Genomic DNA, 23,631 nt, shown 5'->3' on the forward strand with positions numbered 1-23,631 from the left:
CGGGGCTAACAAGCCTGGGGGCTGGCGGCGTTATGGTGAGGCCAACACTACAAGGCTGGTGGCTTGGCGGCAAAGGCTGCCCGGCGATCTTGCAGGCCAATAACACCGCCAAAACCGACCCGCTATGCATCCGGAGCCTCACCATGCCCTCTGCGCGTTTCACCTTGCTCACCGCCTCCCAGGTCTGCGCCCTGATCATTCTCGACACCAACATCGTCGCGGTCAGCCTGCCCAGCATCGCGCGCGAACTGTCCGGCTCGTTCGCCGATATTGAATGGGTGGTCAGCGCCTACCTGCTGGCCTTCGCCGCCTGCCTGCTGCCCGCTGGCAGCCTTGCCGACCGTTTTGGCCGCCGGCGCATGCTGCTGCTCGGCCTGGCTCTGTTCGGCATCGCCTCGCTAGCCTGCGGCGCGGCGCCCAATCTGCTGTTCCTCGACCTGGCCAGGGCAGCCAAGGGCGTCGGCGCGGCGCTTTTGCTGACCTCGGCCCTGGCCGCGATCGGCAACCGCTTCCATCAACCCCAGGAACGCATGCGCGCCTGGGCCTTCTGGGGCGCCTGCATGGGCGCCACCATCACTTTTGCGCCGCTACTGGGCGGGGTGATCGCCAGCACTCTTGGCTGGCGCTGGATCTTCTACATCAACTTGCCGTTGGTGGCAGTGCTGGCAGTGATGGTGTTGCGCAGTGTCGAAGAGTCCCGTGACAGCGCTGCGGCACGGCTCGACCCATGGGGCAGCCTGACTTTCGCCGGCAGCCTGGGTTACCTGATCTGGGCGATGATCGATGCCAACCAGGTAGGCTGGGGCAGTGCGCAAACCCTGGGGCGGCTGGTGATCAGCGCCTTCCTGTTCGGCCTGTTCGTCATGGTCGAGCGCAGCCAGGAACGGCCGATGATCGACCTGCGGCTGATGCGCAGCGGGCGTTTCGTTGGCGCCTTGCTGGGGATGTTTGCCTATGCTGCCTGCGCCCAGGTGATGATGACCCTGCTGCCGCTGTACCTGCAGAACGGCCTGCAATTGTCGGCCTTGGCTGCTGGCGCAGGCATGCTGCCGTTTGCCGTGGCCATGCTGCTGACCCCACGCCTGGGCATGCGTCTGGCTGCACGCTTGAGCCCGGCGCAGGTGTTTGCGCTGGGCCTGGTGCTGGTAGGGGCGGGCAACCTGCTGTGCGCCTGGGCTGCAGGATACGGCGGCTATAGCGCATTCGCCCTCGCCAGCGTGGTGCTGGGCGCTGGCGCCGGGCTGCTCAATGGCGATACGCAGAAGAACATCATGGCTTGCGTACCGCGTGAACGTACCGGCATGGCTTCGGGCCTGAGCACCACCACGCGGTTCGGCGCGATCGTGCTTGCCATCGGTGTTCTCGGGGGTGTGCTAGCTGCCCGCAGCGGGCAATTGTTGCATGAGGCCATGGCCACCGTGGCGCCCGCTCAATCGGGCCAGGTTGCCGCAATGGCTACCCGGGTTGCCGCAGGTGACCTGCAAGCGGCATTGGCCATGCTCGACCCAAGCCTGCGTCAAGCAGTAGCTCCCTTGGCCCGGCAGGCGTTCATGGGTGGTTTCGAAGCTGTATTGCAAGTTGCGGGCGTAGCGGCACTGCTGTTTGCCGTGTCGGTTGGCACGTTGCTGAGGCGGCCACTGCCAACCCTCCAGGGAGCACAGCAATCGTGAACCGGGTGGCCTGAAACGACGTTCGGCTTTGGAGGCAGGTCGCGTTGCATTACATGCTCCTTGCGCGCAACCAATTCAAATGATTACTCTCATTGAGGACGCGTAGACAACGGCGCCAAGGGATCTGGCAATCGCCAGATTATGCTGAGACAAGGACCTTCTCGTGCACGATTACTCCAACGAAACTTCAATCCCACAGTCCGAACTGCCGCCAGGCGTGTTTCCGCCGATGCCCGGCTTTACCATCGGCGACTTGCTTAATGTTGCCTGGCAGCCCGTTGAAGTGCTGCTTGAGCAGCGTGATATCGACCCCGGCCTGGTTCGCGAAACCAGTATTGCGATGGCCAGCCATCTGTACAACGCGCTGGAGAGAGAAGATGCCCAGTACCAGATCGCGACCTGGTACCAGAAGCCTTATGACAAGCCCGAAATGCGTGAGCGCAGCGTCGAGATCATCTCTGAACAGTTCGGGAGCATTACCTTGGATGCCGTCGCTGACTCCTTGGAGGGGTCACCTTTGCTACAGCTGGGCAAGGATTTTTATATGCAGTTCATCGAGCTGACAGGGAATGCCATCAGGGATCACATTCTGAAGTTGAATGACCCTGCCTTCGATCCGTTTGCAAACCGCGAAGACAGGTGATAGCCAGGCATTAGGCAACACGCCACTTGCGCAGCGATTCATGTAGGCAGTACCCCACCCGTGAGCCAGGCTTGCGCTGGCTCACGTTCACATCCCGGGATACTTCAGCTCTCGGGCGCCACTCCCAGCAGCATCTGAACCTGACGCCGGAGCTGCCCCACCAGCTCACGTTCAGCGCGCAACTCGGAGCGCAGCTCATTGTTCTCGTGCTCGTGAATCCGAGCGATGCGCTGCACGTCCCGATCGTTTCTGAGCACATCCCAGACCTCTCCAATCCGAGAGTGCACCAGCACGAGAACGAGCAGAGTGATGCCGCTTAGGCTCAGCAGTGCGAGCTGCAGGGTTTCCATTTATCGCTTCCTTGAGTAGTGGCTGTTTGCCGTTAAGTGAAACGATATGTCTAGTAAGGCTACACGTCTATATTGGCTACTTGTACAGGTAAAGGATTAGTGCAGATCCCGCCTGCGCTTGGCTGGCGCGTGGATAGGAGGGTGAAGGCAATGTGCTATCGTGCAGGCCGCGTATGGCGTGGCCTCAAGAGGAAAGCACTCTCGCAATGGAGATTTTCGACCGCCTGCTTGATACGTATAAATACTTTACATGTCTAGCGCATGTTGAACGTAATTGAGCAGACACGTAGGATTTCACGACACATCATTCGTCTGGTCGCTACTCGCTGCCAATCATTCAGGGCCCACGATGAAACATAAGCAAAGCATGGATCAAATCCGCTGGGACCTTGCCCTGCGCTACCGCCTGATCGAAACGGTAGTCTGGTGGGAGGGGCGCCTGACCACCAACCACTTGATGCAGTGCTTCGGCATCAGCCGGCAGCAGGCATCGAAGGACATCAACACCTACATCACCGACTATGCCTCGAAGAATCTGGTCTACGACAAGCAGATCAAAGGCTACGTGCCAACCCGGCAGTTCAAACCGTTGTTCATCGACGACAGCGCCAGTGCCTACCTGGACCTGCTCAACCACAACGATGAGCGTGCGCCGCATATCGAAGGGTTGAACCTGGCTTACGCGCACACTGAAGTGTTGAAGGTACCCGATCGATCTGTGAGGCCCGAGGTGCTGCGGCCACTGCTCAAGGCGTGTCGTGAAAAGCGGCGTCTGGACATCGAGTACGTGTCGTTCAAAACCCCGGAAGTGGAAGGGCGCACCATTGCGCCGCACACGTTGGTGTACACCGGGATGCGTTGGCACGTGCGGGCTTACTGCGAGAAGAACCGGGAGTATCGGGACTTTGTGTTGAGCCGTTTTCGAGGGGAGCCGGAGCTGCTCGACGATCAGACGGAAAATGGTGTCGAGCACGACGTGGAGTGGAACACCAAGATCGATGTGATCTTCAAGCCGGACGAGCGCCTGACTCCAGCGCAACGGTCGATCATTGAAGTGGACTACGCGATGACTGATGGGCAGCTTGTGGTCAAAAGCTCACAAGCATTGGCGAAGTACGTAGTGAAACGATTTCACGTAAATCCGAACCTGCATGACGCCCGCCCTGAAGCCCAGCAGTTGGTGTTGGCGAACCGGGCTGAGTTGAAACTCTGGCTGAGCCTGGACTAAAGACGTCCCTTGTCGACCTCACGGTTTTGCACATCGAGCGGAGACGGCCGATGATGATCTGGTGGAGTGAGCATATCCAGGAAGCAGCGACTGGTAATCTGTCAGTTGTCTCCTCCTGTCGCGCGTAGCCTTTGTCGGGCGGGCTTATTGCGAACACCGGCGTAGCCGGTACCATGCACTGCACTGGATTCTTCGCGGGCTTGCCCGCTCCCACAGGTCAACTGGCTGGCATTGAATTCACACCCTACTTGTGGGAGCGGCCGTCGCCGCGGGCACCGGTGGAGCCGATGCCATGCAGCGCCTTGGATTCTTCGCGAGTAAACCCGCTCCCACAGGGTAATGAGCGAACCCGTCTGTGAACCCGGTGCTTCGCGACAGCGCAGCCCGAAGTACGGTGGCTACCGCATCATTCCTAGCTCGGCATCATCCAGCAGCGCCTTGCCCAAAGCGCAAAGATAATGCGCGGCCCAGATCAGCTTCGGCTTGTCTTCCATCAGGCCGTCGATGGTCAGGTCCCGCGCATAGCCCATCAGTTCCGAAGCTTGCTCGCGGGCGTTCTGGCAGGGTATGCCGGGCTCGATGCGGAACAGTGGGTGAGTCTGGTTTTCGCCTTGGTAGAAGATGGTTTTACCGACGGTGCATTGGGTGTCTTCGGTGGTCATTGGCCGATCTCCCTGGTCGCGAATCAGTGCACGGCTTGCGGGGCCGAGGGCTTGTGTATGTGTGCCAGCGCTGACTCGAGAAGTTTGCGCAGGGCTTCAAGCTCGTGTATTGACGCCATGATCAACAGTGACGCCAGCGATCGTGGCTGCATCAGCATTGCATGCTGGGCTACGGCTTCGGCACAGAGCGCGTAGTCCGAGGCGAGCATGATGGTGTCTTCCAGGGAAAGGGGATGGTGGGGTGGGTCGGGGACGATCTTCAGCATTTTTGGTCCTCAGTGGAGCGACCAGCGCTTGCTGTCAAACAAGTGGTGGCAGCTGTGTATGGGTTGACAGACCGGTGAAGACCAAACCGGCGCACACGAGGTGCCCCACACACAGCCGCCATAGGCAAAAACTGTCTGTTTGGTCGTCATCAGCCTGTCAAAGCTGATCGTTGATGTACAACGACCCGACGAGACTAAAACCCTGAAAAAACGACCGCAACGGAAAACAGGCGTTGGGAGTATCTTTGGGAAACGTCCTACGCGGAAGGGGTTAAATCTGATTTTCCGGGCTCGTTCAGCCCAAAACCCAGGCACAAAAAAAAGACGCCCGAGGGCGTCTTCTTCTTTGGGATTTGGTGGAGCCGGGGGGATTTGAACCCCCGTCCGCCAGTACTCCGCTGTCGGTACTACATGCTTAGCCGTGTCTACTGAGTTAATCCGCAGCCGCCCGACGGGCAGGGTGCTTTGGACGAGTTGGGTAAGTTTTAGTCGCTTTGCCCCCAACGTGCTACACGACGATCCTGTTCTGTATGACAATCATTTCGGGTTTACAGGCATCCCCTGATGATTGCTGGAGCCGAAGCTACCAGGAGAGCGGGCTCAGCTGCTTACGCAGCGAGAGCGTAGCCCTCGTAGTTTTCGTCATTGGCAACTATAGAAAGTTGCAACAGTGGATTTACGAGTTCTGTTACCAACTCGGCATGCACCTAGAGTTTCGCTACCGGCGTCGAATCCTGATCGGCCCCACACTAGCTCTTGGCTAACGCACCTTACGGTACGTGAGGCCGAGTATACGCCATTGTGCGGGCGACGTCGACAGCCGGACCGGTCGCCCGCCGCTGGGCTCACGTGCCGCTACCACCGCTGCCTTTCTCGGTTTTTTCCAGGCGTTCGAGGACTTTGCTGGTGATGGCGATGCATTCCTTGGTATCGCCCGAGGCCTGGGCAGCCTTGGCTTTGTCGACGTGCTCGGTAATGGCCTTGTCCAGGCCTTCGGAGGTGGCGCCGGCGGTGGCCATGCTGTCGTCGATCTTTTGCAGGTTGGCCGTGCACAGGTCTTCGGCGGCGAACACCGGTGAAGCCAGCATGGTGGCGGCCGCGAACAGGGCCGAAAGCGCGGTACCTTTCATGGGAGTCTCCTTCTGGGCCTCTGGAGGGTGGGCCTGTAAGGGTGGACTGCGGGGGATTGGCGCGGGTTCAATCGAGATGGTGGCGGCGTGAGATGATGGTGGGGATGGCACCGGCTATGCCGGTGTTCGCGGGTGAACCCGCTCCCACATGGAATTGGGTTGGCTCGGGCATGTGCAGTACCGGTGGGAGCGGGCGTGCCCGCGAAACAGGCAGCGCGGTGCATGGCACCGGCTGCGCCGGTGTTCGCGGGCATGCCCGCTCCCACAGGGTCAGATACTGCGTGGCCGGGTGACGCGGTCTACCAGGTAGACCAGGCCGTGGTAGTCGATGCCGCTGTGGCTGGACAGGCCGATCTCGCAGGTGCGGCTGGTGGAGATGCCTTCGCTGCAATATTGCACCGCATCCTTCAGGCTGCGCAGCGAGTGGGCGTTGAGTTCGGGGGTGGTGAAGCCTTTGTCACCGGCAAAGCCGCAGCAGTGTATGCCCTCCGGGATTACCACCTGCTTGCTGCAACGCCGCGCCAGGTCGATCAGTGCCTGGCTTTCGCCCAGGTGCTGGGTGCTGCAGGTCACGTGCACGGCCACTGGTTCGTCCTGGGGGGTGAATTCCAGGCGCTCGAGCAGGTGGGTGCGGATGAAGCGCACCGGGTCGTACAGGTCCAGCCGGGTATCGCTCAGGTCCTGCACCAGGCGCAGGGTGCAGGGGCTGGTGTCGCAGTAGATCGGGTCGAGGCCGCCGCGGCTGGCGTGCAGCAGGGCGGCGATCAGTTCCTGGCGTTTGTGTTCGGCCTGCTCGGGGTAGCCCTTGGAGGCGAACGGCTGGCCGCAGCACAGGCTGTCGGCGTTGTCGGGGAACACTACCTGGTAACCAGCCTTTTCCAGCAGGGCGCGGGTCTTGTCCAGTAGCGAGCTCTGCTCGCGGTCGGCATAGGCCGGGCCCATCACCCGCGAGACGCAGGCAGCCAGGTACACCACGCGGGGGCGGGCGTCGTTGCTGGCCGGGCCGAAGTCCAGCGGGCGCAGGGGTTGTGGCATGGCCGGGGTCCACTGCGGCAGGCGGCCTTTGCTGGCTTTGTTCAGCGCGGCGCTCAGGCGGCCCAGGCGTGGGGCGCCGAGCAGCTTGCGCGCGGTGTTGGCGGCGGTCAGGGTCAGGCGCGCGCCGCCCAGGGCGGTGTGGAAGTGTTCGGCCAGCCAGTCGGCGGCTTTTTCGTGTGCGGCGGCCTGGCTGCGCAGTTTCTTCACCAGTTCGCCGGTGTTGATGCCGACCGGGCAGCGCTGGGCGCACAGGCCGGTGGCGGCGCAGGTGTCGATACCCTGGTACTGGTAGGTCTGCATCAGCTCGCGGGTGTCGATGCCGGCGCGCTGTTTGGCCTGAATGTCACGCCACATGACGATGCGCTGGCGCGGGCTGAGGGTCAGGCCCTTGGACGGGCACACCGGTTCGCAGAAGCCGCACTCGATGCACTTGTCGACGATCTCGTCGGCAGCGGGCAGCGGCTTGAGGTTTTTCAGGTGGATGTCCGGGTCTTCGCTCAACACCACGTCGGGGTTGAGGATGCCGTTGGGGTCGAGCAGGCGCTTCAGCTTCCACATCAGCTGGTAGGCATCCTGCCCCCACTCCAGCTCCACGAACGGCGCCATGTTGCGCCCGGTGCCGTGCTCGGCCTTGAGCGAGCCGCCAAACTCCACCGCCACCAGTTGCGCCACGTCGTCCATGAAGGCCTGGTAGCGGGCGACTTCCTCGGCGCTGTTGAAACCCTGGGTAAAGACGAAATGCAGGTTGCCTTCCAGGGCATGGCCGAAAATGATCGCTTCGTCGTAGCGGTGCTTGTCGAACAGCTGGATCAGGCGGTTGACGCCTTCGGCCAGTTGCTCGATGGGGAAAGTCACGTCTTCGATGATGACGGTGGTGCCGGTCTGGCGCACGGCGCCGACGGCGGGGAAGGTGTCCTTGCGGATTTTCCACAGCTGGTTGTAAACAGTCGGGTCTTCGCTGAAGTCCACCTGCTGTTCCAGTGGGAAGTCGGCAATCGAGGCCATCACCTGTTGCAGTTGTTCATGCAGCAGGCTCTGGCTGGCGGCGCGGGACTCGATCAGCAGGGCGCAGGCGTTGTCCGACAGGCCTTTTACCCACAGCGGCATGCCAGGCATGTCCTGCACCGAGCGCAGGCTACGGCGGTCGAGCAGTTCCACGGCCGAAACCGGCTGGCGCTTGAGCACGGTCACCGCACGGCAGCAGCTTTCCACGCTGGGGAACACCAACAGCGCGCTGGCCTTGTGCGGGTGGTCGGGCACGGTGTCGTAGGTGACGGCACTGATGAAGCCCAGGGTACCTTCGGAACCGACCAGCAGGTGCTGCAGGATATCCAGCGGCTGGTCGTAGTCCACCAGCGCGTTCAGCGATAGGCCGGTGGTGTTCTTCAGCCGGTACTTGTGCCGGATACGCTCGGCAAGTGCGGTGTTGGCGCGGGTCTCGCGGCCCAGGCGGGCCAGTGCTTCCAGCAGGTCGGCGTGGCTGGCCTCGAACGCGGCGACGCTGGCCGGGTCTTCGCTGTCCAGGCGCGTGCCGTCGGCCAGCACCAGGCGCAGGCCGGCCAGGGTATGGTAGGTGTTCTGCGCGGTGCCGCAGCACATGCCGCTGGCGTTGTTGGCGACGATGCCGCCAATCTTGCAGGCGTTGATCGAGGCCGGATCGGGGCCGATCTTGCGCCCGAAAGGCGCCAGCCAGGCGTTGGCCTGGGCGCCGATGACCCCGGGTTGCAGGCGGATCTGCTCGCCTTGGCCGCGGATTTCGCGGCCGTTCCAGTTATCGCCGAGCACGATCAGCACCGAGTCGCTGATGGCCTGGCCGGACAGGCTGGTGCCGGCGGCGCGGAAGGTGACCGGCACGCGCTCGCGCTGGGCCAGTTTGATCAGGCCGACCACTTCGTCCTCGGACTCGACGCGCACCACCAGCTTGGGTATCAGCCGGTAGAAGCTGGCGTCGGTGCCGAAGGCCAGGGTGGAGGTGGGGTCGTCGAAACGGCGTTCGGCGGGGATCAGGCGCTCGGCATCACGCAGGAACGCGGCGGGCAGGCTCATGCAGTCTCCTCGCGGGGCCGTGGCGTCTGTGCGCCACATGCCCCGGGTCAATCAGGCGGTCGTTCTTGCAGGCGGTCAGGCGCCCAGTTCGCGTACCAGCGAGTCGCGGGTGATTTCGCTGATCGACTTGGCGCCGGTCAGCACCATGGCCACGCGCATTTCCTTCTCGAACAGCTCCAGCAGGTTTTTCACCCCGGCCTGGCCGTGCACGGCAAGGGCGTAGAGGAAGGCGCGGCCGATCAGTACGGTATCGGCACCCAGGGCGATCATGCGTACCACGTCGAGGCCGCTGCGGATGCCGGAGTCGGCGAGGATCTTCAGGTCACCTTTGACCGCATCGGCAATCGCCGGCAGGGCGCGGGCGCTGGACAGCACGCCATCGAGCTGGCGGCCGCCGTGGTTGGACACGACGATGCCGTCGGCACCGAACCTGACTGCATCGCGGGCGTCATCGGCATCGAGAATGCCCTTGATGATCATCGGGCCATCCCAGAACTCGCGGATCCACTCCAGGTCTTTCCAGGAGATCGACGGGTCGAAGTTGTTGGCCAGCCAGCCGATGTAGTCGGCAAGGCCCGTGGGGTTGCCACGGTAGGTGGAAATGTTGCCCAGGTCGTGTGGGCGGCCCATCACGCCGACATCCCATGCCCACTCGGGGTGGGTCATGGCTTGCAGCACGCGGCGCAGCGGGCCGTTCTTGCCGCTCATGCCAGAGTGGGCGTCGCGGTAGCGGGCGCCTGGGGTTGGCATGTCGACGGTGAACACCAGGGTCTTGACCCCGGCGGCCTTGGCCCGCTCCAGGGCGTTGCGCATGAAACCGCGGTCCTTGAGCACGTACAGCTGGAACCACATCGGCCGGTCGATGGCCGGGGCCACTTCTTCGATCGGGCACACCGACACAGTGGACATGGTGAACGGGATGCCGTGGGCCGCCGCTGCGCGCGCCGCCTGCACTTCGCCACGGCGGGCGTACATGCCGGTGAGGCCGACCGGGGCCAGGGCCACCGGCATGCTCAGGGTTTCGTCGAACAGCTTGGTCTGCAGGCTGAGCTCGGACATGTTCTTCAGCACGCGCTGACGCAGGGCAATGCTGGCCAGGTCCGAGACGTTGTGGCGCAGGGTGTGCTCGGCGTAGGCGCCGCCGTCGGCATAGTGGAACAGGAAGGGAGGCAGCTTGCGTTGGGCCGCGGCGCGATAGTCGGTAGAGGCAGAAATGATCATGGATTCTCGCAGCGTTGCGTGTGGGGATTGCCGGGCGCGCGATGGCGCCCGGCCCCTTTCACTTTAGTGATGAACCAGCATGCCGGTCAGCCAGTAGGCCTGGATCAGGGTGATCAGGCCGACGATGGTGGCGAAGAACAGGCTGTGCTTGACGGTGAAGCGGAACAGGTCGGATTCCTTGCCGACCAGGCCGGTGGCGGCGCAGGCCACGGCGATCGATTGCGGCGAGATCATCTTGCCGGTCACGCCGCCGCTGGTGTTGGCCGCTACCAGCAGGGTGTCGTTGACCCCGATCTGGTGTGCGGTGGTGGCCTGCAGCGAGCTGAACAGGGCGTTGGACGAGGTGTCGGAACCGGTCAGGAACACGCCAAGCCAGCCGAGGAACGGCGAGAAGAACGGGAACGCGGCACCGGTACCGGCCAGCACCAGGGCCATGGTCGAGGACATGCCCGAGTAGTTGGTGACGAAGGCGAAGGCCAGCACCATGCCGATCGACAGGATGGGCCAGCGCAGTTCCCAGAAGGTTTCCTTGAAAGTGGTCAGACCAGTTTTGAAGTTGATCTTCAGCACCGCCATGGAGATCAGCGCCGAGAGGAAGATCGCGGTGCCGGTGGCAGAGATCGGGTCGAGCTTGAACACCGCTGGCATGGCGGTTGGCGCGGCGACGATCGGTGCGCTCTTGATCACCAGCTGGTCGAGGTGCGGGATGGCGAAGTTGAACACGAAGTTGTACATCGCGCCGCCCGGGGCGAAGGCCGCCTTGAATGGCTTCAGGGTCCAGATGGTCACCAGCACGGTGAGGATCAGGAACGGCGACCAGGCCTTGAAGATCTCGCCAAAGCTGTAGGGGCTTGGCTGGCTGCCGCTTGGCTGCACCACGGCGGCGCCGACGCTGCCTTTGGCTTCGGCGAACGAACGCTTGGGCTGCCAGACTTTCAGGAACAGGGTCAGGGCGATCAGGCTGGCCAGGGCCGAGGTGATGTCCGGCAGCTCCGGGCCGATGAAGTTCGAGGTGAAGTACTGGGTGACGGCGAAGCTCAGGCCGGCGACCAGGGCGGCAGGCCAGGTTTCCTTCACGCCACGCAGGCCGTCCATCATGAACACCAGCCAGAACGGCACGAACAGCGACAGCAGCGGCAGCTGGCGACCGGTCATGGCGCCAATGTGGAAGGCGTCGATACCGGTGACCTGGCCGGCCACGATGATCGGGATGCCCAGGGCGCCGAAGGCCACTGGCGCGGTATTGGCGATCAGGCACAGGCCGGCGGCGTACAGCGGGTTGAAGCCCAGGCCCACCAGCAGCGCGGCAGTGATTGCCACCGGTGCACCAAAGCCCGCCGCACCTTCCAGGAAGGCGCCGAAGCAGAAGCCGATCAGCAGCACTTGCAGGCGCTGGTCGTCGGTAATCGACAGCACCGAGCTGCGGATCACTTCGAACTGGCCGCTCTTGACCGTGAGTTTGTACAGGAACACCGCGGCAACGATGATCCAGGCAATCGGCCAGAGGCCGTAGAGGAAGCCATAACCCGCGGCGGCGAATGCCATGTCGACAGGCATCTGGAAGGCAAAGATTGCCACCAGGATCGACAACGCGAGGGTGATGCTGCCGGCCACGTGGCCTTTGAGGCGGAACACGGCGAGGGCAAGGAAGAAGAAGACGATGGGAATGACCGCCGCCAGTGCGGACAGGCCAAGACTACCAAGCGGGCTATAGAGTTGTTGCCAGGTTTGCATATGGGGTGGCCCCTAATTGTTGTTGGTCAGGCACTGGCATTGGATAATTGGTAAGACCAATTTACAATGGCTGGTCGCTAGGTTAAAAGCGTCTCCGTGGGTGTGTCAATTTGTCCTGTGCAAAACTTTGGTCGCGTGCCGATGAGCGGGCCCCTGATGGGCTGGGAAAATCGTTGCCTGATGGGTGTTTGCGCGGCCTGGATCGGCGAGAATAGACGCCCCCTGAAATCTGCCGGGGGTTTGTGGAGAGCATGTGATGGTTTTTGATCAGGTCCGCCAACGGCGCCTGTCCGACGACATCGTCGATCGGTTGGAAGGGATGATTCTGGAAGGCACGCTGACCTCGGGGCAGCGGCTGCCGGCCGAGCGCGTCCTCGCCGAGCAGTTCGGCGTGTCCCGCCCGTCACTGCGTGAGGCGATCCAGAAACTGGTGGCCAAGGGGCTGCTGGTCAGCCGCCAGGGTGGGGGCAATTTTGTCGCCGAGTCCCTGGGGTCCACCTTCAGCGACCCGTTGTTGCAGTTGCTCGAGCACAGTGCCGAGGCGCAGCGTGACCTGCTCGAATTCCGCCATACCCTTGAGGCGTCCTGCGCCTACTACGCGGCTCGGCGCGCCACCGAGCCGGACCGGGCGCGGCTCAAGGCGGCCTTCGATGCGCTGCAGGACTGCTATGCCAGGGCTGACGAAGTGACCCGGGCGGAGGAGGGCGCCGCCGATGCGTGTTTCCACCTGGCGATTGCCGAGGCCAGCCATAACGCCGTGCTGCTGCACACCATTCGGGGCTTGTTCGACCTGCTCAAGCGCAACGTGGTGACCAACATTGGTGGCATGTACCAGCAACGGACCGAGACCCGGGACATGCTGATCAGTCAGCACCGGGAACTGTACCTGGCGATTGTCGAGGGCAGGGCGGAGGATGCGCGGGAGGTGTCCAGCCGGCACATTCTGTATGTGCAGGAGGTGCTGGAGGAGGCGCACGAAGAAGCGCAGCGAGTGGCGCGGGCGGAGCGGCGTAGCGGGCGTTGAGATTTGTATTGGCAATGCTGGCCTCTTCGCGGGTAAACCCGCTCCCACAGGGATGGCACCGAATCTGAATTCAGTGTTAACCCTGTGGGAGCGGGTTTACCCGCGAAGAGGCCGGAGCAGGCTGAAGAAGAGGTATTACTCTTCCTTGCCCTTGTTCCGCACCGCCCGCTGCAGCTCGCGGTTGGAATCGCGCTCGCGCATGGTGTCGCGCTTGTCGAATTCCTTCTTGCCCTTGCCCAGTGCGATTTCGCACTTGATCAGGTGCTTGCTCCAGTACAGCGCCAGGGCCACGCAGGTGTAGCCCTTTTGCGCCACGGCCGCTTCCAGGCGCTCGAGCTCGCGCTTGTTCAGCAGCAGCTTGCGGGTGCGGATGGGGTCGGCGATGACGTGGGTGCTGGCCGTGGTCAGCGGGGTGATGTGGCTGCCGAACAGCCAGGCTTCACCGTCCTTCAGCAGCACGTAGCTGTCAGTCAGGTGCGCCTTGCCGGCTCGCAGGCTTTTTACTTCCCAGCCGGACAGGACCAGCCCGGCCTCGAACTTGTGTTCGATGAAGTAATCGTGTCGCGCCTTCTTGTTCTGCGCGATGGTCCCGGTCGGATGTTTCTTTTGCTTAGCCATAGGGGCGGCATTATAGGCAGTCGCCGCGTTGTCGGCTACGGGATTTCGGTGTGCTTGAGCCACTGCAATGAATACCGGACAATACAGCCCCTGTCTTGGGGACAGTACCTGTTTTCGGCACGCTGTGAAGCGCCGCCACCCAGCCTTGGAAGTGACGCCTGGATGACTACCCATATTCAACGCTCCGCCCTGCTGCCATACCCTGCCCAGGCGCTCTACGATCTGGTCAACGATGTGGCCAGCTACCCGCAGTTCCTGCCTTGGTGCTCGGCCTCGACGGTGATCGAAGCCAGTGACACGCACATGCGCGCCAAGCTTGAAGTGGCCAAGGGCGGCATGAGCCAGCACTTTGTCACGCGCAACGTACTGGTGCCGGGGCAGTCCATTGAGATGAACCTGGAGGAGGGGCCGTTCACCCAGTTGCATGGCCTGTGGGTGTTCAAACCGCTGGGTGACAAGGCCTGCAAGATCAGCCTGGACCTGTCGTTCGACTACGCCGGTCCGCTGGTGCGCGCAACCCTTGGGCCACTGTTCAACCAGGCGGCCAATACGCTGGTGGATGCGTTCTGCCAGCGTGCCAAGCAGCTGAATGCCTGACTGAAAAAGCGGCAACAAAAAGCCCGGACCAGGTCCGGGCTTTTTTGTATCTGCTCGCCGCTTACTGAGGCGAGGTTTCCAGCGGAGCCGGCGTCGGGACCGGGGTGGTCTCGATGGTGTCGATCTCGCGCTGGATGGATTCTTCGACCGAGCCTGGCTTGGCCGGTTTTTCTTCAGGCTGCACGGTTGGCTGCTCTGCCTGGTTGGCCGGGCTGACCGTGGTGTCGCTGCTGCCACCGAGGATTTCCTGGTCGCGGCTGACGCCTGGCATGAAGTCGCCAGACAGGCTGACCAGTTGGTCGCTTTCGTTGAAGAACACGCTCATGCGTTCTTGCTGGCGTTTGCCGCCGCCTGGCTGCAGGCTGTACAGGTAATCCCAACGGTTGGTGTTGAAGGTGTCCTGGATCAGCGGGTTGCCCATGATAAACCTTACTTGCCGGCGGGTCATTCCGGGGCGCAATTGGTCTATCATGTCTTGCGTAACGACATTGCCCTGCTGGATGTCGATTTTGTAAACCCCGGGAAACGAGCAACCGGCGAGTGCGAGCAGTCCCACTAGGGTGAGGCTGGTTAGCAAGAGCTTGGTGTTTTGCATCGGTGGGCGACTTCCACTATCTTGGCTGGACAACGTAAACCCCGATCATACCCGTATTAAGAGAAGCTGCGAAGCAGCATCGGCGAGAAAGCTGACCATGGTTGAAAATAGCGAATTGCGCAAAGCCGGCCTCAAGGTGACCCTGCCTCGAGTCAAGATCCTTCAGATGCTCGACTCCACCGAGCAGCGTCACATGAGCGCCGAGGATGTCTACAAGGCGCTGATGGAAGCTGGCGAGGACGTGGGCCTGGCCACCGTCTATCGCGTACTGACCCAGTTCGAAGCAGCGGGTCTGGTGGTTCGCCACAACTTCGACGGCGGTCATGCGGTGTTTGAACTGGCCGATGGCGGTCACCACGACCATATGGTCAACGTGGAGACCAGTGAAGTCATCGAGTTCATGGATGCCGAAATCGAGAAACGCCAGCGCGAAATCGTGGCCGAGCATGGCTACGAGCTGGTGGACCACAATCTGGTCCTGTACGTGCGTAAAAAGAAGTAACGATTCTTATCGTTATGGATAGCAAAGGCGACCTTCGGGTCGCCTTTGTGCTTTCTGGGGCTGAGAGGTGTGTCGTTTGTGCAGGCCTCTTCGCGGGTAAACCCGCTCCCACAGGTGCTGCACAGGTTTCGGGGCCGGTGAATATCCTGTGGGAGCGGGTTTACCCGCGAAGAGGCCTGAAAATGGAGGGCTCAGGCCTTGCCGCTTACAACCATCTTGCGCGCATGCGCCAGGGATTCCTTGGTCAGGTCGATGCCACCCAGCATCCGCGCCACCTCTTCGACCCGTTCGCGTTTGCCCAGACTGGCCACGGCGGTGTGAGTGGTGTCGCTGTTGCGCACCTTGTGCACGAACAGATGGTGATGCCCCTGTGCCGCGACCTGCGGCAGGTGAGTTACGGTCAGCACCTGGCCGCGTTCGCCCAGGCGGCGCAGCAGTTGGCCGACGATTTCGGCAGTAGGCCCGCCGATACCGACGTCGACCTCGTCGAACACCAGGGTGGGGATGCGCGAGGTCTGAGCGGTAATCACCTGGATCGCCAGGCTGATGCGCGACAGTTCGCCGCCTGACGCCACCTTGGCCAGGCCCTTGAGTGGTTGGCCGGGGTTGGCGCTGACCAGTAGCTCGATCTGCTCCAGGCCATGAGGCGACAGGTCGGCACCCTCGTTGGGCGTGAGCGCGATACAGAAGCGCCCGCCGGGCATGCCCAGGCGCTGGATCTCCTGCTCGACGGCCACCGCCAACTGCTGGGCAGCCTGCTGGCGCAGTGCGCTCAGCTCGCGAGCCTTCTCTTTATAGTGCTGGGCAAAGGCCGACAGTTCTTCACCCAGGCGCTCGATTGACTCGTCACTGGCGTTCAGGCCTTCCAGCTCTTCCATCAGTTGCTGCTGCAGATGGGGCAGTTCGGTGGGGTGCACGCGGTGTTTGCGCGCCAGCGTGTAGATAGTGTCGAGGCGTTCTTCCAGTGCCTGCAGGCGCATGGGGTCGGCGTCGAAGTTGTCGAGGAAGCGATTGAGTTCGCCCACGGCTTCCTCGACTTGGATCTGCGCACTGGCGATCAGGTTGGCCGCTTCGCCCAGTGCCTTTGGTGAGTTGGTGGCGGCACCCAGGCGGTTGAGGCTGGCAGTGAGGGCACTGAGCACATTGCCCGAATCGCTTTCGCTGCACTGGTCGATGACCTGGCGGCAAATGCTGAACAGGGCTTCGGCGCTGGTCAGGTTCTTGTGTTCCTGCTCCAGTTGCTCCAGCTCGTGTTCGCCCAGGCCGAGGTTGTCCAGTTCTTCCAGTTGGTAGCTCAGCAACTGATGGCGGGCGCGCTGCTCATCGCCGGAGTTGGACAGGCGCTCCAGCTCCAGGCGGGTCTGGTTCCAGCGCTTGGCCGCCAGCTGCACCTGGCGGGCCAGGTCGACGGCACCGGCGTACTCGTCGAGCAGGCGGCGGTGAGTATCAGTCTTGAGCAGTGACTGGTGCTCGTGCTGGCTGTGGATGTCGATCAGCAGTTCGCCCAGCGCCTTGAGGTCGCCGAGCGGGCAGGGCGTGCCATTGATGTAGCCGCGGCTGCGGCCTTCGGCAGTAATCACCCGGCGCAGGATGCACAGGCCGTCGTTGTCCAGGTCGCGCTCGGCCAGCCAGGCATGCGCCTCGGGGATATCCACCAGGTCGAAGGTGGCGAGGATGTCTGCCTTGTCCGTGCCGGGGCGCACCACGCCGCTGTCGGCCCGGTCACCCAGGGCCAGGCCGAGGGCGTCGAGCATGATCGATTTACCGGCGCCGGTCTCGCCGGTGATGACGGACATGCCGCGGGCGATCTCGAGGTCGAGATGCTCGACGATGGCGTAGTTGTGAATGGACAGGTGCACCAGCATGGGGCGGCTCCCGAAAGTCAGGTCTGGTTATTTATACAGTACTTTTTTCAGGCCTGCCAATGCCCCTCGGCAGATTCTGTTGCGGCCGGGAAATCCACCTTGCCCCTTGAAGCTGGTTTTTCCGGCCCCATATAGCCGACATCCAAGGCGAGCCTGGCTCGCAGTCCACAAAATTGCGCAGGAGAGACCCCATGGCTGACGAACAGCTGAACGAGAAAGACCTTAACGTCGAAGAGACCGGTGCAGGTAACGCTGCCGACGCCCGTGTCCTGGAACTCGAGGAGCAGCTGGCCGCCGCCAAGGACCAGGCGCTGCGCGCCGTTGCCGACGTGCAGAACGCGCGCCGTCGCGCCGAACAGGATGTCGAGAAAGCCCACAAGTTCGCCCTCGAGAAGTTCTCGGGCGACCTGCTGCCGGTGATCGACAGCCTGGAACTGGCCCTGGCGCACTCCAGTGCCGACGATGAACACGTCAAGCAGATCCGCGAAGGCGTCGAGCTGACCCTGAAGATGTTCCAGGACACCCTCAAGCGCTACAACCTCGAAGCAGTCGACCCGCACGGCCAGCCGTTCAACCCGGAGCACCACCAGGCCATGGCCATGCAGGAAAACGCCGAAGTAGAGCCTAACAGCGTGCTGAACGTGTTCCAGAAGGGCTACCTGCTCAACGGCCGTCTGCTGCGCCCCGCCATGGTGGTGGTCAGCAAGGCGCCGAGCGCGCCACAACCCTCGATCAATGAGAAGGCTTGAAATCTTTCGGGGCATCCCCATCTAGGTGTCAAGCCTTCAAGTATTACCGCAGTTGGCCAAAGTAGTCGCTGCTACCAAATTCAAGTTTCGGGAGAGTTAACATGGGTAAAATCATCGGTATCGACCTGGGGACCACCAACTCGTGCGTCTCTGTGCTGGAAAACGGTAACGTCAAAGTCATCGAAAACGCCGAGGGTGCGCGTACCACCCCGTCGATCGTGGCCTACGCCAACGATGGCGAAATCCTGGTTGGTCAGTCGGCCAAGCGTCAGGCGGTCACCAACCCGCACAACACTCTGTTCGCAGTGAAGCGCCTGATCGGCCGCCGCTTCGAAGAAGACGTGGTGCAGAAAGACATCAAGCTGGTGCCTTACAAGATCGTCAAGGCCAGCAACGGCGACGCCTGGGTGCAGGCCAGCGGCAAGGACATGGCGCCACCGCAGATCAGCGCTGAAGTCCTGAAGAAAATGAAGAAGACCGCCGAAGACTACCTCGGCGAGCCAGTTACCGAAGCGGTCATCACCGTTCCGGCCTACTTCAACGACAGCCAGCGTCAGGCCACCAAAGATGCCGGTCGCATCGCTGGCCTGGACGTAAAACGTATCATCAACGAGCCGACTGCCGCTGCACTGGCTTACGGCATGGACAAGGCCAAGGGCGACCACACTGTCATCGTTTATGACCTGGGTGGCGGTACCTTCGACGTTTCGGTCATCGAAATCGCCGAAGTCGACGGTGAGCACCAGTTCGAAGTACTGGCAACCAACGGCGACACCTTCCTGGGTGGCGAAGACTTCGACATGCGCCTGATCGACTACCTCGTCGACGAGTTCAAGAAAGAGTCCGGCATGGACCTGAAGAACGATCCGCTGGCACTGCAGCGTCTGAAAGAAGCCGCTGAAAAGGCCAAGATCGAGCTGTCCTCTGCCCAGTCGACCGACGTCAACCTGCCGTACATCACTGCAGACGCTACCGGTCCGAAGCACCTGAACGTGAAGATCTCCCGCGCCAAGCTGGAGTCGCTGGTCGAAGACCTGGTCAACCGTACCATCGAGCCTTGCCGCATCGCCCTGAAAGACGCTGGCATCGATGCCAGCAAGATCGACGACGTGATCCTGGTCGGCGGTCAGACCCGTATGCCGCTGGTGCAGAAAGCCGTTGCCGACTTCTTCGGTAAAGAAGCGCGCAAGGACGTCAACCCGGACGAAGCCGTGGCCATGGGTGCTGCCATCCAGGGTGCCGTGCTGGCTGGTGACGTGAAGGACGTACTGCTGCTGGACGTCAGCCCGCTGACCCTGGGTATCGAAACCATGGGTGGCGTGATGACTTCGCTGATCGAGAAGAACACCACCATCCCGACCAAGAAGTCGCAGGTATTCTCGACTGCCGACGACAACCAGGGCGCCGTGACCATTCACGTGCTGCAGGGTGAGCGTAAGCAGGCTGCACAGAACAAGTCGCTGGGCAAGTTCGACCTGGCTGACATTCCGCCGGCTCCGCGTGGTGTGCCGCAGATCGAAGTAACCTTCGACATCGACGCCAACGGCATCCTGCACGTCAGCGCCAAAGACAAGGCCACCGGCAAGTCGCAGTCGATCGTGATCAAGGCCAACTCCGGCCTGTCGGACGAAGAAATCGAGCGCATGGTGCGTGACGCCGAGGCCAACGCCGAGGAAGACCGCAAGTTCGAAGAGCTGGCCGCTGCCCGTAACCAGGGTGACGCGCTGGTTCACTCGACCCGCAAGATGGTCGCTGACGCTGGTGACAAGGTTACCGCTGAAGAGAAAACCGCCATCGAGGCTGCCGTTGTTGCCCTGGAGGCCGCTGTCAAGGGCGACGACAAGGCTGCCATCGACGCCAAGGTCGAAGAGCTGTCCAAGGTGTCGGCGCCGGTTGCCCAGAAGATGTACGCCGAGCAGTCGGCTGAACAGCCTCAGGGCGGCGCACAGCAGGCCGAACCGGAAGCCAAGCACGATGACGTGGTTGACGCTGAGTTCGAAGAAGTAAAAGACAACAACAAGCAGTAATCCCTGCATGTTGTCGGCCGGTTCACCGTCGTTTGGCGGTGAGCTGGTAGGATGTCGCCGCGCGGGGGCTTGCTCCCGCGTTGGCGTATCTGGAATTCGAGAATTTTTACAGCATCTGTCAGTGGCCCGGGTGGGCAAGCGGCGGGTGCTGATGGCGCGGCGTAGATGCCAGACGCCCAACAAGGTGCAAATGACCTATGTCCAAGCGTGATTATTATGAGGTACTGGGTGTCGAGCGCGGCGCCAGCGAATCAGACCTCAAGAAGGCTTACCGTCGCCTGGCGATGAAGTACCACCCGGACCGCAACCCGGGCGACAAAGAGTCGGAAGACAAGTTCAAGGAGGCCAACGAGGCCTACGAAGTGCTGTCTGACGCCAGCAAGCGTGCGGCGTTCGACCAGTACGGTCATGCGGGTGTAGACCCGAGCATGGGTGGCGGTGGTGCCGGTTTCGGCGGTGCCAACTTCTCCGACATCTTCGGCGATGTGTTCAGCGACTTCTTCGGTGGTGGCCGTGGTGGTTCGCGTGGCGGCGCCCAGCGTGGCAGCGACCTGCGCTATACCCTGGAGCTGAACCTGGAAGAAGCGGTGCGTGGCACCACGGTCAGCATCCGTGTGCCCACGCTGGTCAACTGCCAGCCATGCGACGGCTCCGGTGCCAAGAAGGGCTCGACCCCGTCCACCTGCCCGACGTGCGGTGGTATTGGCCAGGTGCGCATGCAGCAGGGCTTCTTCTCGGTGCAGCAAACCTGCCCGCGCTGCCACGGCCAGGGCAAGATCATTACCGACCCCTGCACCTCGTGCCACGGCGAAGGCCGTGTCGAGGAATACAAGACGCTGTCGGTCAAGGTGCCGGCGGGTGTCGATACTGGCGACCGCATTCGCTTGTCGGGCGAGGGCGAGGCCGGTACCCATGGTGGCCCGACTGGCGACCTGTATGTGGTGATCAGCGTGCGTGAGCACGAGATCTTCCAGCGTGATGGCAAACACCTGTACTGCGAAGTGCCGATCAGCTACACCGATGCCGCCCTGGGTGGCGAGCTGGAAGTGCCGACCCTCGATGGTCGGGTGAAGCTGAAGATCCCGGAAGGCACCCAGACTGGCAAGCAGTTCCGCCTGCGCGGCAAGGGTGTTGCCCCGGTGCGCGGTGGTGGTGCGGGTGACCTGCTGTGCCGTGTGGCGGTGGAAACCCCGGTCAACCTCAGCCGCCGCCAGCGCGAGCTGCTCGAAGAGCTGCGTGATTCGCTGGAAGGCGACAGCTCCCACTCGCCCAAGGCCAGTGGCTGGTTCGATGGCGTGAAGCGCTTCTTCGGCGATCTCTGACAAGGAAATGGCTATGCGACGTATTGCAGTGATGGGTGCGGCAGGGCGGATGGGCAAGACCCTCGTCGAAGCCGTGCAGCAACAGGCACCTCAGGCGGGCCTGACGGCGGCGATCGACCGCCCGGACAGCTCGCTGGTGGGGGCTGATGCCGGTGAGCTGGCGGCCCTGGGCCGTATCGGTGTGCCGATTTCCGACGACCTGGCCAAGGTGGTCGACGAGTTCGACGTGCTGATCGACTTCACCCACCCTTCGGTGACCCTGAAGAACCTGGCGTTCTGCCGCAAGGCCGGCAAGGCCATGGTCATCGGCACCACTGGCTTCACTCCGGAAGAGAAGCAGCAACTGGCCGAAGCCGGCAAGGAAATCCCGATCGTCTTCGCCGCCAACTTCAGTGTCGGCGTCAACCTGTGCCTGAAGCTGCTGGATACCGCGGCGCGCGTGCTGGGTGACGATGTGGATATCGAGATCCTCGAAGCGCACCACCGGCACAAAGTCGATGCGCCGTCGGGCACTGCGCTGCGCATGGGTGAAGTGGTTGCCCAGGCGCTGGGCCGTAATCTGCAGGAAGTGGCCGTGTACGGTCGTGAAGGGCAGACCGGTGCGCGTGAGCGTCAGACCATCGGCTTTGCCACCGTGCGTGCCGGTGATGTGGTGGGTGACCATACCGTGCTGTTCGCCGCCGAAGGCGAGCGCGTGGAGATCACCCACAAGGCCTCCAGCCGCATGACCTTTGCCAAGGGGGCCGTGCGAGCGGCGCTGTGGCTGGACGGGCGCGAGCCTGGCCTCTACGACATGCAGGATGTGCTCGAGCTGCGCTGAGCCGTTGGAGCGGTGCTGGCTTCTTCGCGGGTGAACCCGCTCCCACAGGAATTATGCAGGGCTCAGGCTTTGCGCGGTCCCTGTGGGAGCGGGTTTACCCGCGAAGCAGGCGCCGCGGATGTCAGCCTGTCGCATTGATATGTTTTAGAGACACATCTGCGGTAGACCGAAAACGCACTTTTCTGTAAGCTACAGCTTTAGTGTGTCCACTAAAAGCGCGCAGCGAATTGAATTCAGCACATGAAAGCGGGGTGACGTGTCCATACGTCACTCCGCTTTTTTGCAACCTGCGATCGCCCTTTCATGCTTGATTTACGGGAGGTCTTCTTGACAAAGCCAGCCATACTCGCCCTTGCCGACGGCAGTATTTTCCGCGGTGAAGCTATCGGTGCCGACGGTCAGACCGTTGGTGAGGTGGTATTCAACACCGCTATGACCGGCTACCAGGAAATCCTTACAGACCCTTCCTACGCGCAGCAAATCGTTACCCTGACCTATCCGCACATCGGCAACACCGGTACTACCCCGGAAGACGCCGAGTCGAACCGTGTCTGGTCCGCTGGCCTGGTCATCCGTGACCTGCCGCTGCTGGCCAGCAACTGGCGTAACACCCAGTCGCTGCCTGAGTACCTCAAGGCCAACAACGTTGTCGCCATCGCCGGCATCGACACCCGTCGCCTGACCCGAATCCTGCGTGAAAAGGGCGCTCAGAACGGTTGCATCCTCGCCGGTGACAACATCAGCGAAGAAGCCGCCATTGCCGCTGCCCGCGCCTTCCCGGGCCTGAAGGGCATGGACCTGGCCAAGGTCGTTTCCACCAAGGAACGCTACGAGTGGCGCTCCAGCGTGTGGGAGCTGAAGACCGACAGCCACCCGACCATCGAAGCCGCTGACCTGCCGTACCACGTGGTCGCCTTCGACTACGGCGTCAAGCTGAACATCCTGCGCATGCTGGTTGCCCGTGGCTGCCGTGTGACCGTGGTGCCGGCCCAGACCCCGGCCAGCGAAGTGCTGGCACTCAACCCGGACGGCGTGTTCCTGTCCAACGGCCCTGGTGACCCCGAGCCGTGCGACTACGCCATCCAGGCGATCAAGGAAATCCTCGACACCGAGATCCCGGTATTCGGCATCTGCCTCGGCCACCAGCTGCTGGCCCTGGCTTCTGGCGCCAAGACCGTGAAAATGGGCCACGGCCACCACGGTGCCAACCACCCGGTCCAGGACCTGGACACCGGTGTGGTCATGATCACCAGCCAGAACCACGGCTTTGCCGTTGACGAGGCCACCCTGCCGGGCAACGTTCGCGCCATCCACAAGTCGCTGTTCGACGGCACCCTGCAGGGTATCGAGCGTACCGACAAGAGCGCGTTCAGCTTCCAGGGCCACCCTGAAGCGAGCCCAGGCCCGACCGACGTCGCGCCACTGTTCGATCGTTTCATCGATGCCATGGCCAAGCGCCGCTGAGCATCCTGCTTCAAGGCCCCGGGCCGGCTTGCGCCGCGCCCGGAAGCGCCTGACCCAGATTGT

General features: G+C 62.4%; 21 protein-coding genes and 1 other RNA gene. 11 read left to right on the forward strand and 11 right to left on the reverse strand.

All coding sequences use genetic code 11. From position 1 onward, the window contains the following. Positions 1-143: 143 nt before the first annotated feature. Positions 144-1,670: an MFS transporter gene (locus M2S36_RS06710; protein ID WP_333956853.1), complete on the forward strand. Its 1,527-nt coding sequence runs from the start codon at positions 144-146 to the stop codon at positions 1,668-1,670. Positions 1,671-1,833: 163 nt separating this feature from the next. Then, positions 1,834-2,313: a hypothetical protein gene (locus tag M2S36_RS06715; protein WP_207834299.1), complete on the forward strand. Its 480-nt coding sequence runs from the start codon at positions 1,834-1,836 to the stop codon at positions 2,311-2,313. Between the two features lie 104 nt (positions 2,314-2,417). Here M2S36_RS06715 and M2S36_RS06720 read toward each other — a convergent pair whose 3' ends face one another. Beyond that, complete coding sequence (locus tag M2S36_RS06720; protein ID WP_333956854.1) at positions 2,418-2,663, reverse strand: hypothetical protein; 246 nt, start codon at positions 2,661-2,663, stop codon at positions 2,418-2,420. Between the two features lie 349 nt (positions 2,664-3,012). Here M2S36_RS06720 and M2S36_RS06725 point away from each other — a divergent pair, with 349 nt between their 5' ends. Continuing rightward, positions 3,013-3,891, forward strand: coding sequence for a helix-turn-helix transcriptional regulator (locus M2S36_RS06725; RefSeq protein ID WP_085625710.1), 879 nt, complete (start codon positions 3,013-3,015; stop codon positions 3,889-3,891). Between the two features lie 398 nt (positions 3,892-4,289). On the opposite strand, the gene M2S36_RS06730 is transcribed toward M2S36_RS06725, so the two are convergent. From M2S36_RS06730 to M2S36_RS06760, 7 genes are all read right to left on the reverse strand, one after another. Further along, the gene (locus M2S36_RS06730) at positions 4,290-4,553 is read right to left on the reverse strand and encodes a DUF3077 domain-containing protein (protein ID WP_114170744.1); all 264 of its coding nucleotides are present in this window, start codon (positions 4,551-4,553) and stop codon (positions 4,290-4,292) included. A 23-nt stretch (positions 4,554-4,576) separates the two neighbouring features. Next, complete coding sequence (locus tag M2S36_RS06735) at positions 4,577-4,819, reverse strand: hypothetical protein (protein ID WP_333956855.1); 243 nt, start codon at positions 4,817-4,819, stop codon at positions 4,577-4,579. Positions 4,820-5,173: 354 nt separating this feature from the next. Then, positions 5,174-5,565, reverse strand: a transfer-messenger RNA (tmRNA) gene (gene ssrA, locus M2S36_RS06740). A 99-nt stretch (positions 5,566-5,664) separates the two neighbouring features. After that, positions 5,665-5,949: a hypothetical protein gene (locus tag M2S36_RS06745; RefSeq protein ID WP_207834306.1), complete on the reverse strand. Its 285-nt coding sequence runs from the start codon at positions 5,947-5,949 to the stop codon at positions 5,665-5,667. 270 nt (positions 5,950-6,219) lie between these two features. Next, on the reverse strand, positions 6,220-9,030 hold the full coding sequence (locus tag M2S36_RS06750; RefSeq protein ID WP_207834314.1) for an FAD-binding and (Fe-S)-binding domain-containing protein: 2,811 nt from the start codon (positions 9,028-9,030) through the stop codon (positions 6,220-6,222). Positions 9,031-9,105: 75 nt separating this feature from the next. Further along, the gene (gene lldD / locus M2S36_RS06755; RefSeq protein ID WP_013974303.1) at positions 9,106-10,251 is read right to left on the reverse strand and encodes an FMN-dependent L-lactate dehydrogenase LldD; all 1,146 of its coding nucleotides are present in this window, start codon (positions 10,249-10,251) and stop codon (positions 9,106-9,108) included. 63 nt (positions 10,252-10,314) lie between these two features. Beyond that, complete coding sequence (locus tag M2S36_RS06760) at positions 10,315-11,985, reverse strand: lactate permease LctP family transporter (protein WP_063911803.1); 1,671 nt, start codon at positions 11,983-11,985, stop codon at positions 10,315-10,317. Positions 11,986-12,241: 256 nt separating this feature from the next. On the opposite strand from M2S36_RS06760, the gene M2S36_RS06765 reads away from it, so the two are divergent. Further along, positions 12,242-13,009: an FCD domain-containing protein gene (locus M2S36_RS06765; RefSeq protein ID WP_063911802.1), complete on the forward strand. Its 768-nt coding sequence runs from the start codon at positions 12,242-12,244 to the stop codon at positions 13,007-13,009. A gap of 135 nt (positions 13,010-13,144) precedes the next feature. On the opposite strand, the gene smpB is transcribed toward M2S36_RS06765, so the two are convergent. Continuing rightward, entirely contained in the window at positions 13,145-13,627 is a 483-nt protein-coding gene (gene smpB / locus M2S36_RS06770) for an SsrA-binding protein SmpB (protein ID WP_013974300.1), read from the reverse strand. 162 nt (positions 13,628-13,789) lie between these two features. On the opposite strand from smpB, the gene M2S36_RS06775 reads away from it, so the two are divergent. Next, the gene (locus M2S36_RS06775) at positions 13,790-14,224 is read left to right on the forward strand and encodes a type II toxin-antitoxin system RatA family toxin (protein WP_046613141.1); all 435 of its coding nucleotides are present in this window, start codon (positions 13,790-13,792) and stop codon (positions 14,222-14,224) included. A gap of 61 nt (positions 14,225-14,285) precedes the next feature. Here M2S36_RS06775 and M2S36_RS06780 read toward each other — a convergent pair whose 3' ends face one another. Then, complete coding sequence (locus M2S36_RS06780) at positions 14,286-14,819, reverse strand: outer membrane protein assembly factor BamE (RefSeq protein ID WP_085599585.1); 534 nt, start codon at positions 14,817-14,819, stop codon at positions 14,286-14,288. 97 nt (positions 14,820-14,916) lie between these two features. Between M2S36_RS06780 and fur the strand changes: the two genes are divergently transcribed. After that, positions 14,917-15,321, forward strand: coding sequence for a ferric iron uptake transcriptional regulator (gene fur, locus M2S36_RS06785; protein ID WP_015271870.1), 405 nt, complete (start codon positions 14,917-14,919; stop codon positions 15,319-15,321). Positions 15,322-15,512: 191 nt separating this feature from the next. On the opposite strand, the gene recN is transcribed toward fur, so the two are convergent. Then, positions 15,513-17,186, reverse strand: a complete 1,674-nt coding sequence (gene recN, locus M2S36_RS06790) for a DNA repair protein RecN (protein WP_207834321.1) — start codon at positions 17,184-17,186, stop codon at positions 15,513-15,515. Positions 17,187-17,377: 191 nt separating this feature from the next. Between recN and grpE the strand changes: the two genes are divergently transcribed. The 5 genes from grpE to carA all read left to right on the forward strand — a co-directional run bounded on the left by grpE (position 17,378) and on the right by carA (position 23,568). Beyond that, positions 17,378-17,935 (forward strand): nucleotide exchange factor GrpE, encoded by a 558-nt coding sequence (gene grpE / locus M2S36_RS06795; protein ID WP_207834322.1) that lies wholly within the window; start codon positions 17,378-17,380, stop codon positions 17,933-17,935. 101 nt (positions 17,936-18,036) lie between these two features. Continuing rightward, positions 18,037-19,962: a molecular chaperone DnaK gene (gene dnaK, locus M2S36_RS06800; protein WP_207834334.1), complete on the forward strand. Its 1,926-nt coding sequence runs from the start codon at positions 18,037-18,039 to the stop codon at positions 19,960-19,962. 197 nt (positions 19,963-20,159) lie between these two features. After that, complete coding sequence (dnaJ, locus tag M2S36_RS06805) at positions 20,160-21,284, forward strand: molecular chaperone DnaJ (protein ID WP_063911797.1); 1,125 nt, start codon at positions 20,160-20,162, stop codon at positions 21,282-21,284. 13 nt (positions 21,285-21,297) lie between these two features. Continuing rightward, on the forward strand, positions 21,298-22,104 hold the full coding sequence (gene dapB / locus M2S36_RS06810; protein ID WP_063911796.1) for a 4-hydroxy-tetrahydrodipicolinate reductase: 807 nt from the start codon (positions 21,298-21,300) through the stop codon (positions 22,102-22,104). Between the two features lie 327 nt (positions 22,105-22,431). Then, on the forward strand, positions 22,432-23,568 hold the full coding sequence (carA, locus tag M2S36_RS06815) for a glutamine-hydrolyzing carbamoyl-phosphate synthase small subunit (protein ID WP_063911795.1): 1,137 nt from the start codon (positions 22,432-22,434) through the stop codon (positions 23,566-23,568). Positions 23,569-23,631: the final 63 nt, after the last annotated feature.

The sequence above is a fragment of the Pseudomonas sp. SF2 genome (assembly GCF_036858055.1).
In the GTDB taxonomy this organism is placed as follows: Bacteria; Pseudomonadota; Gammaproteobacteria; order Pseudomonadales; family Pseudomonadaceae; genus Aquipseudomonas.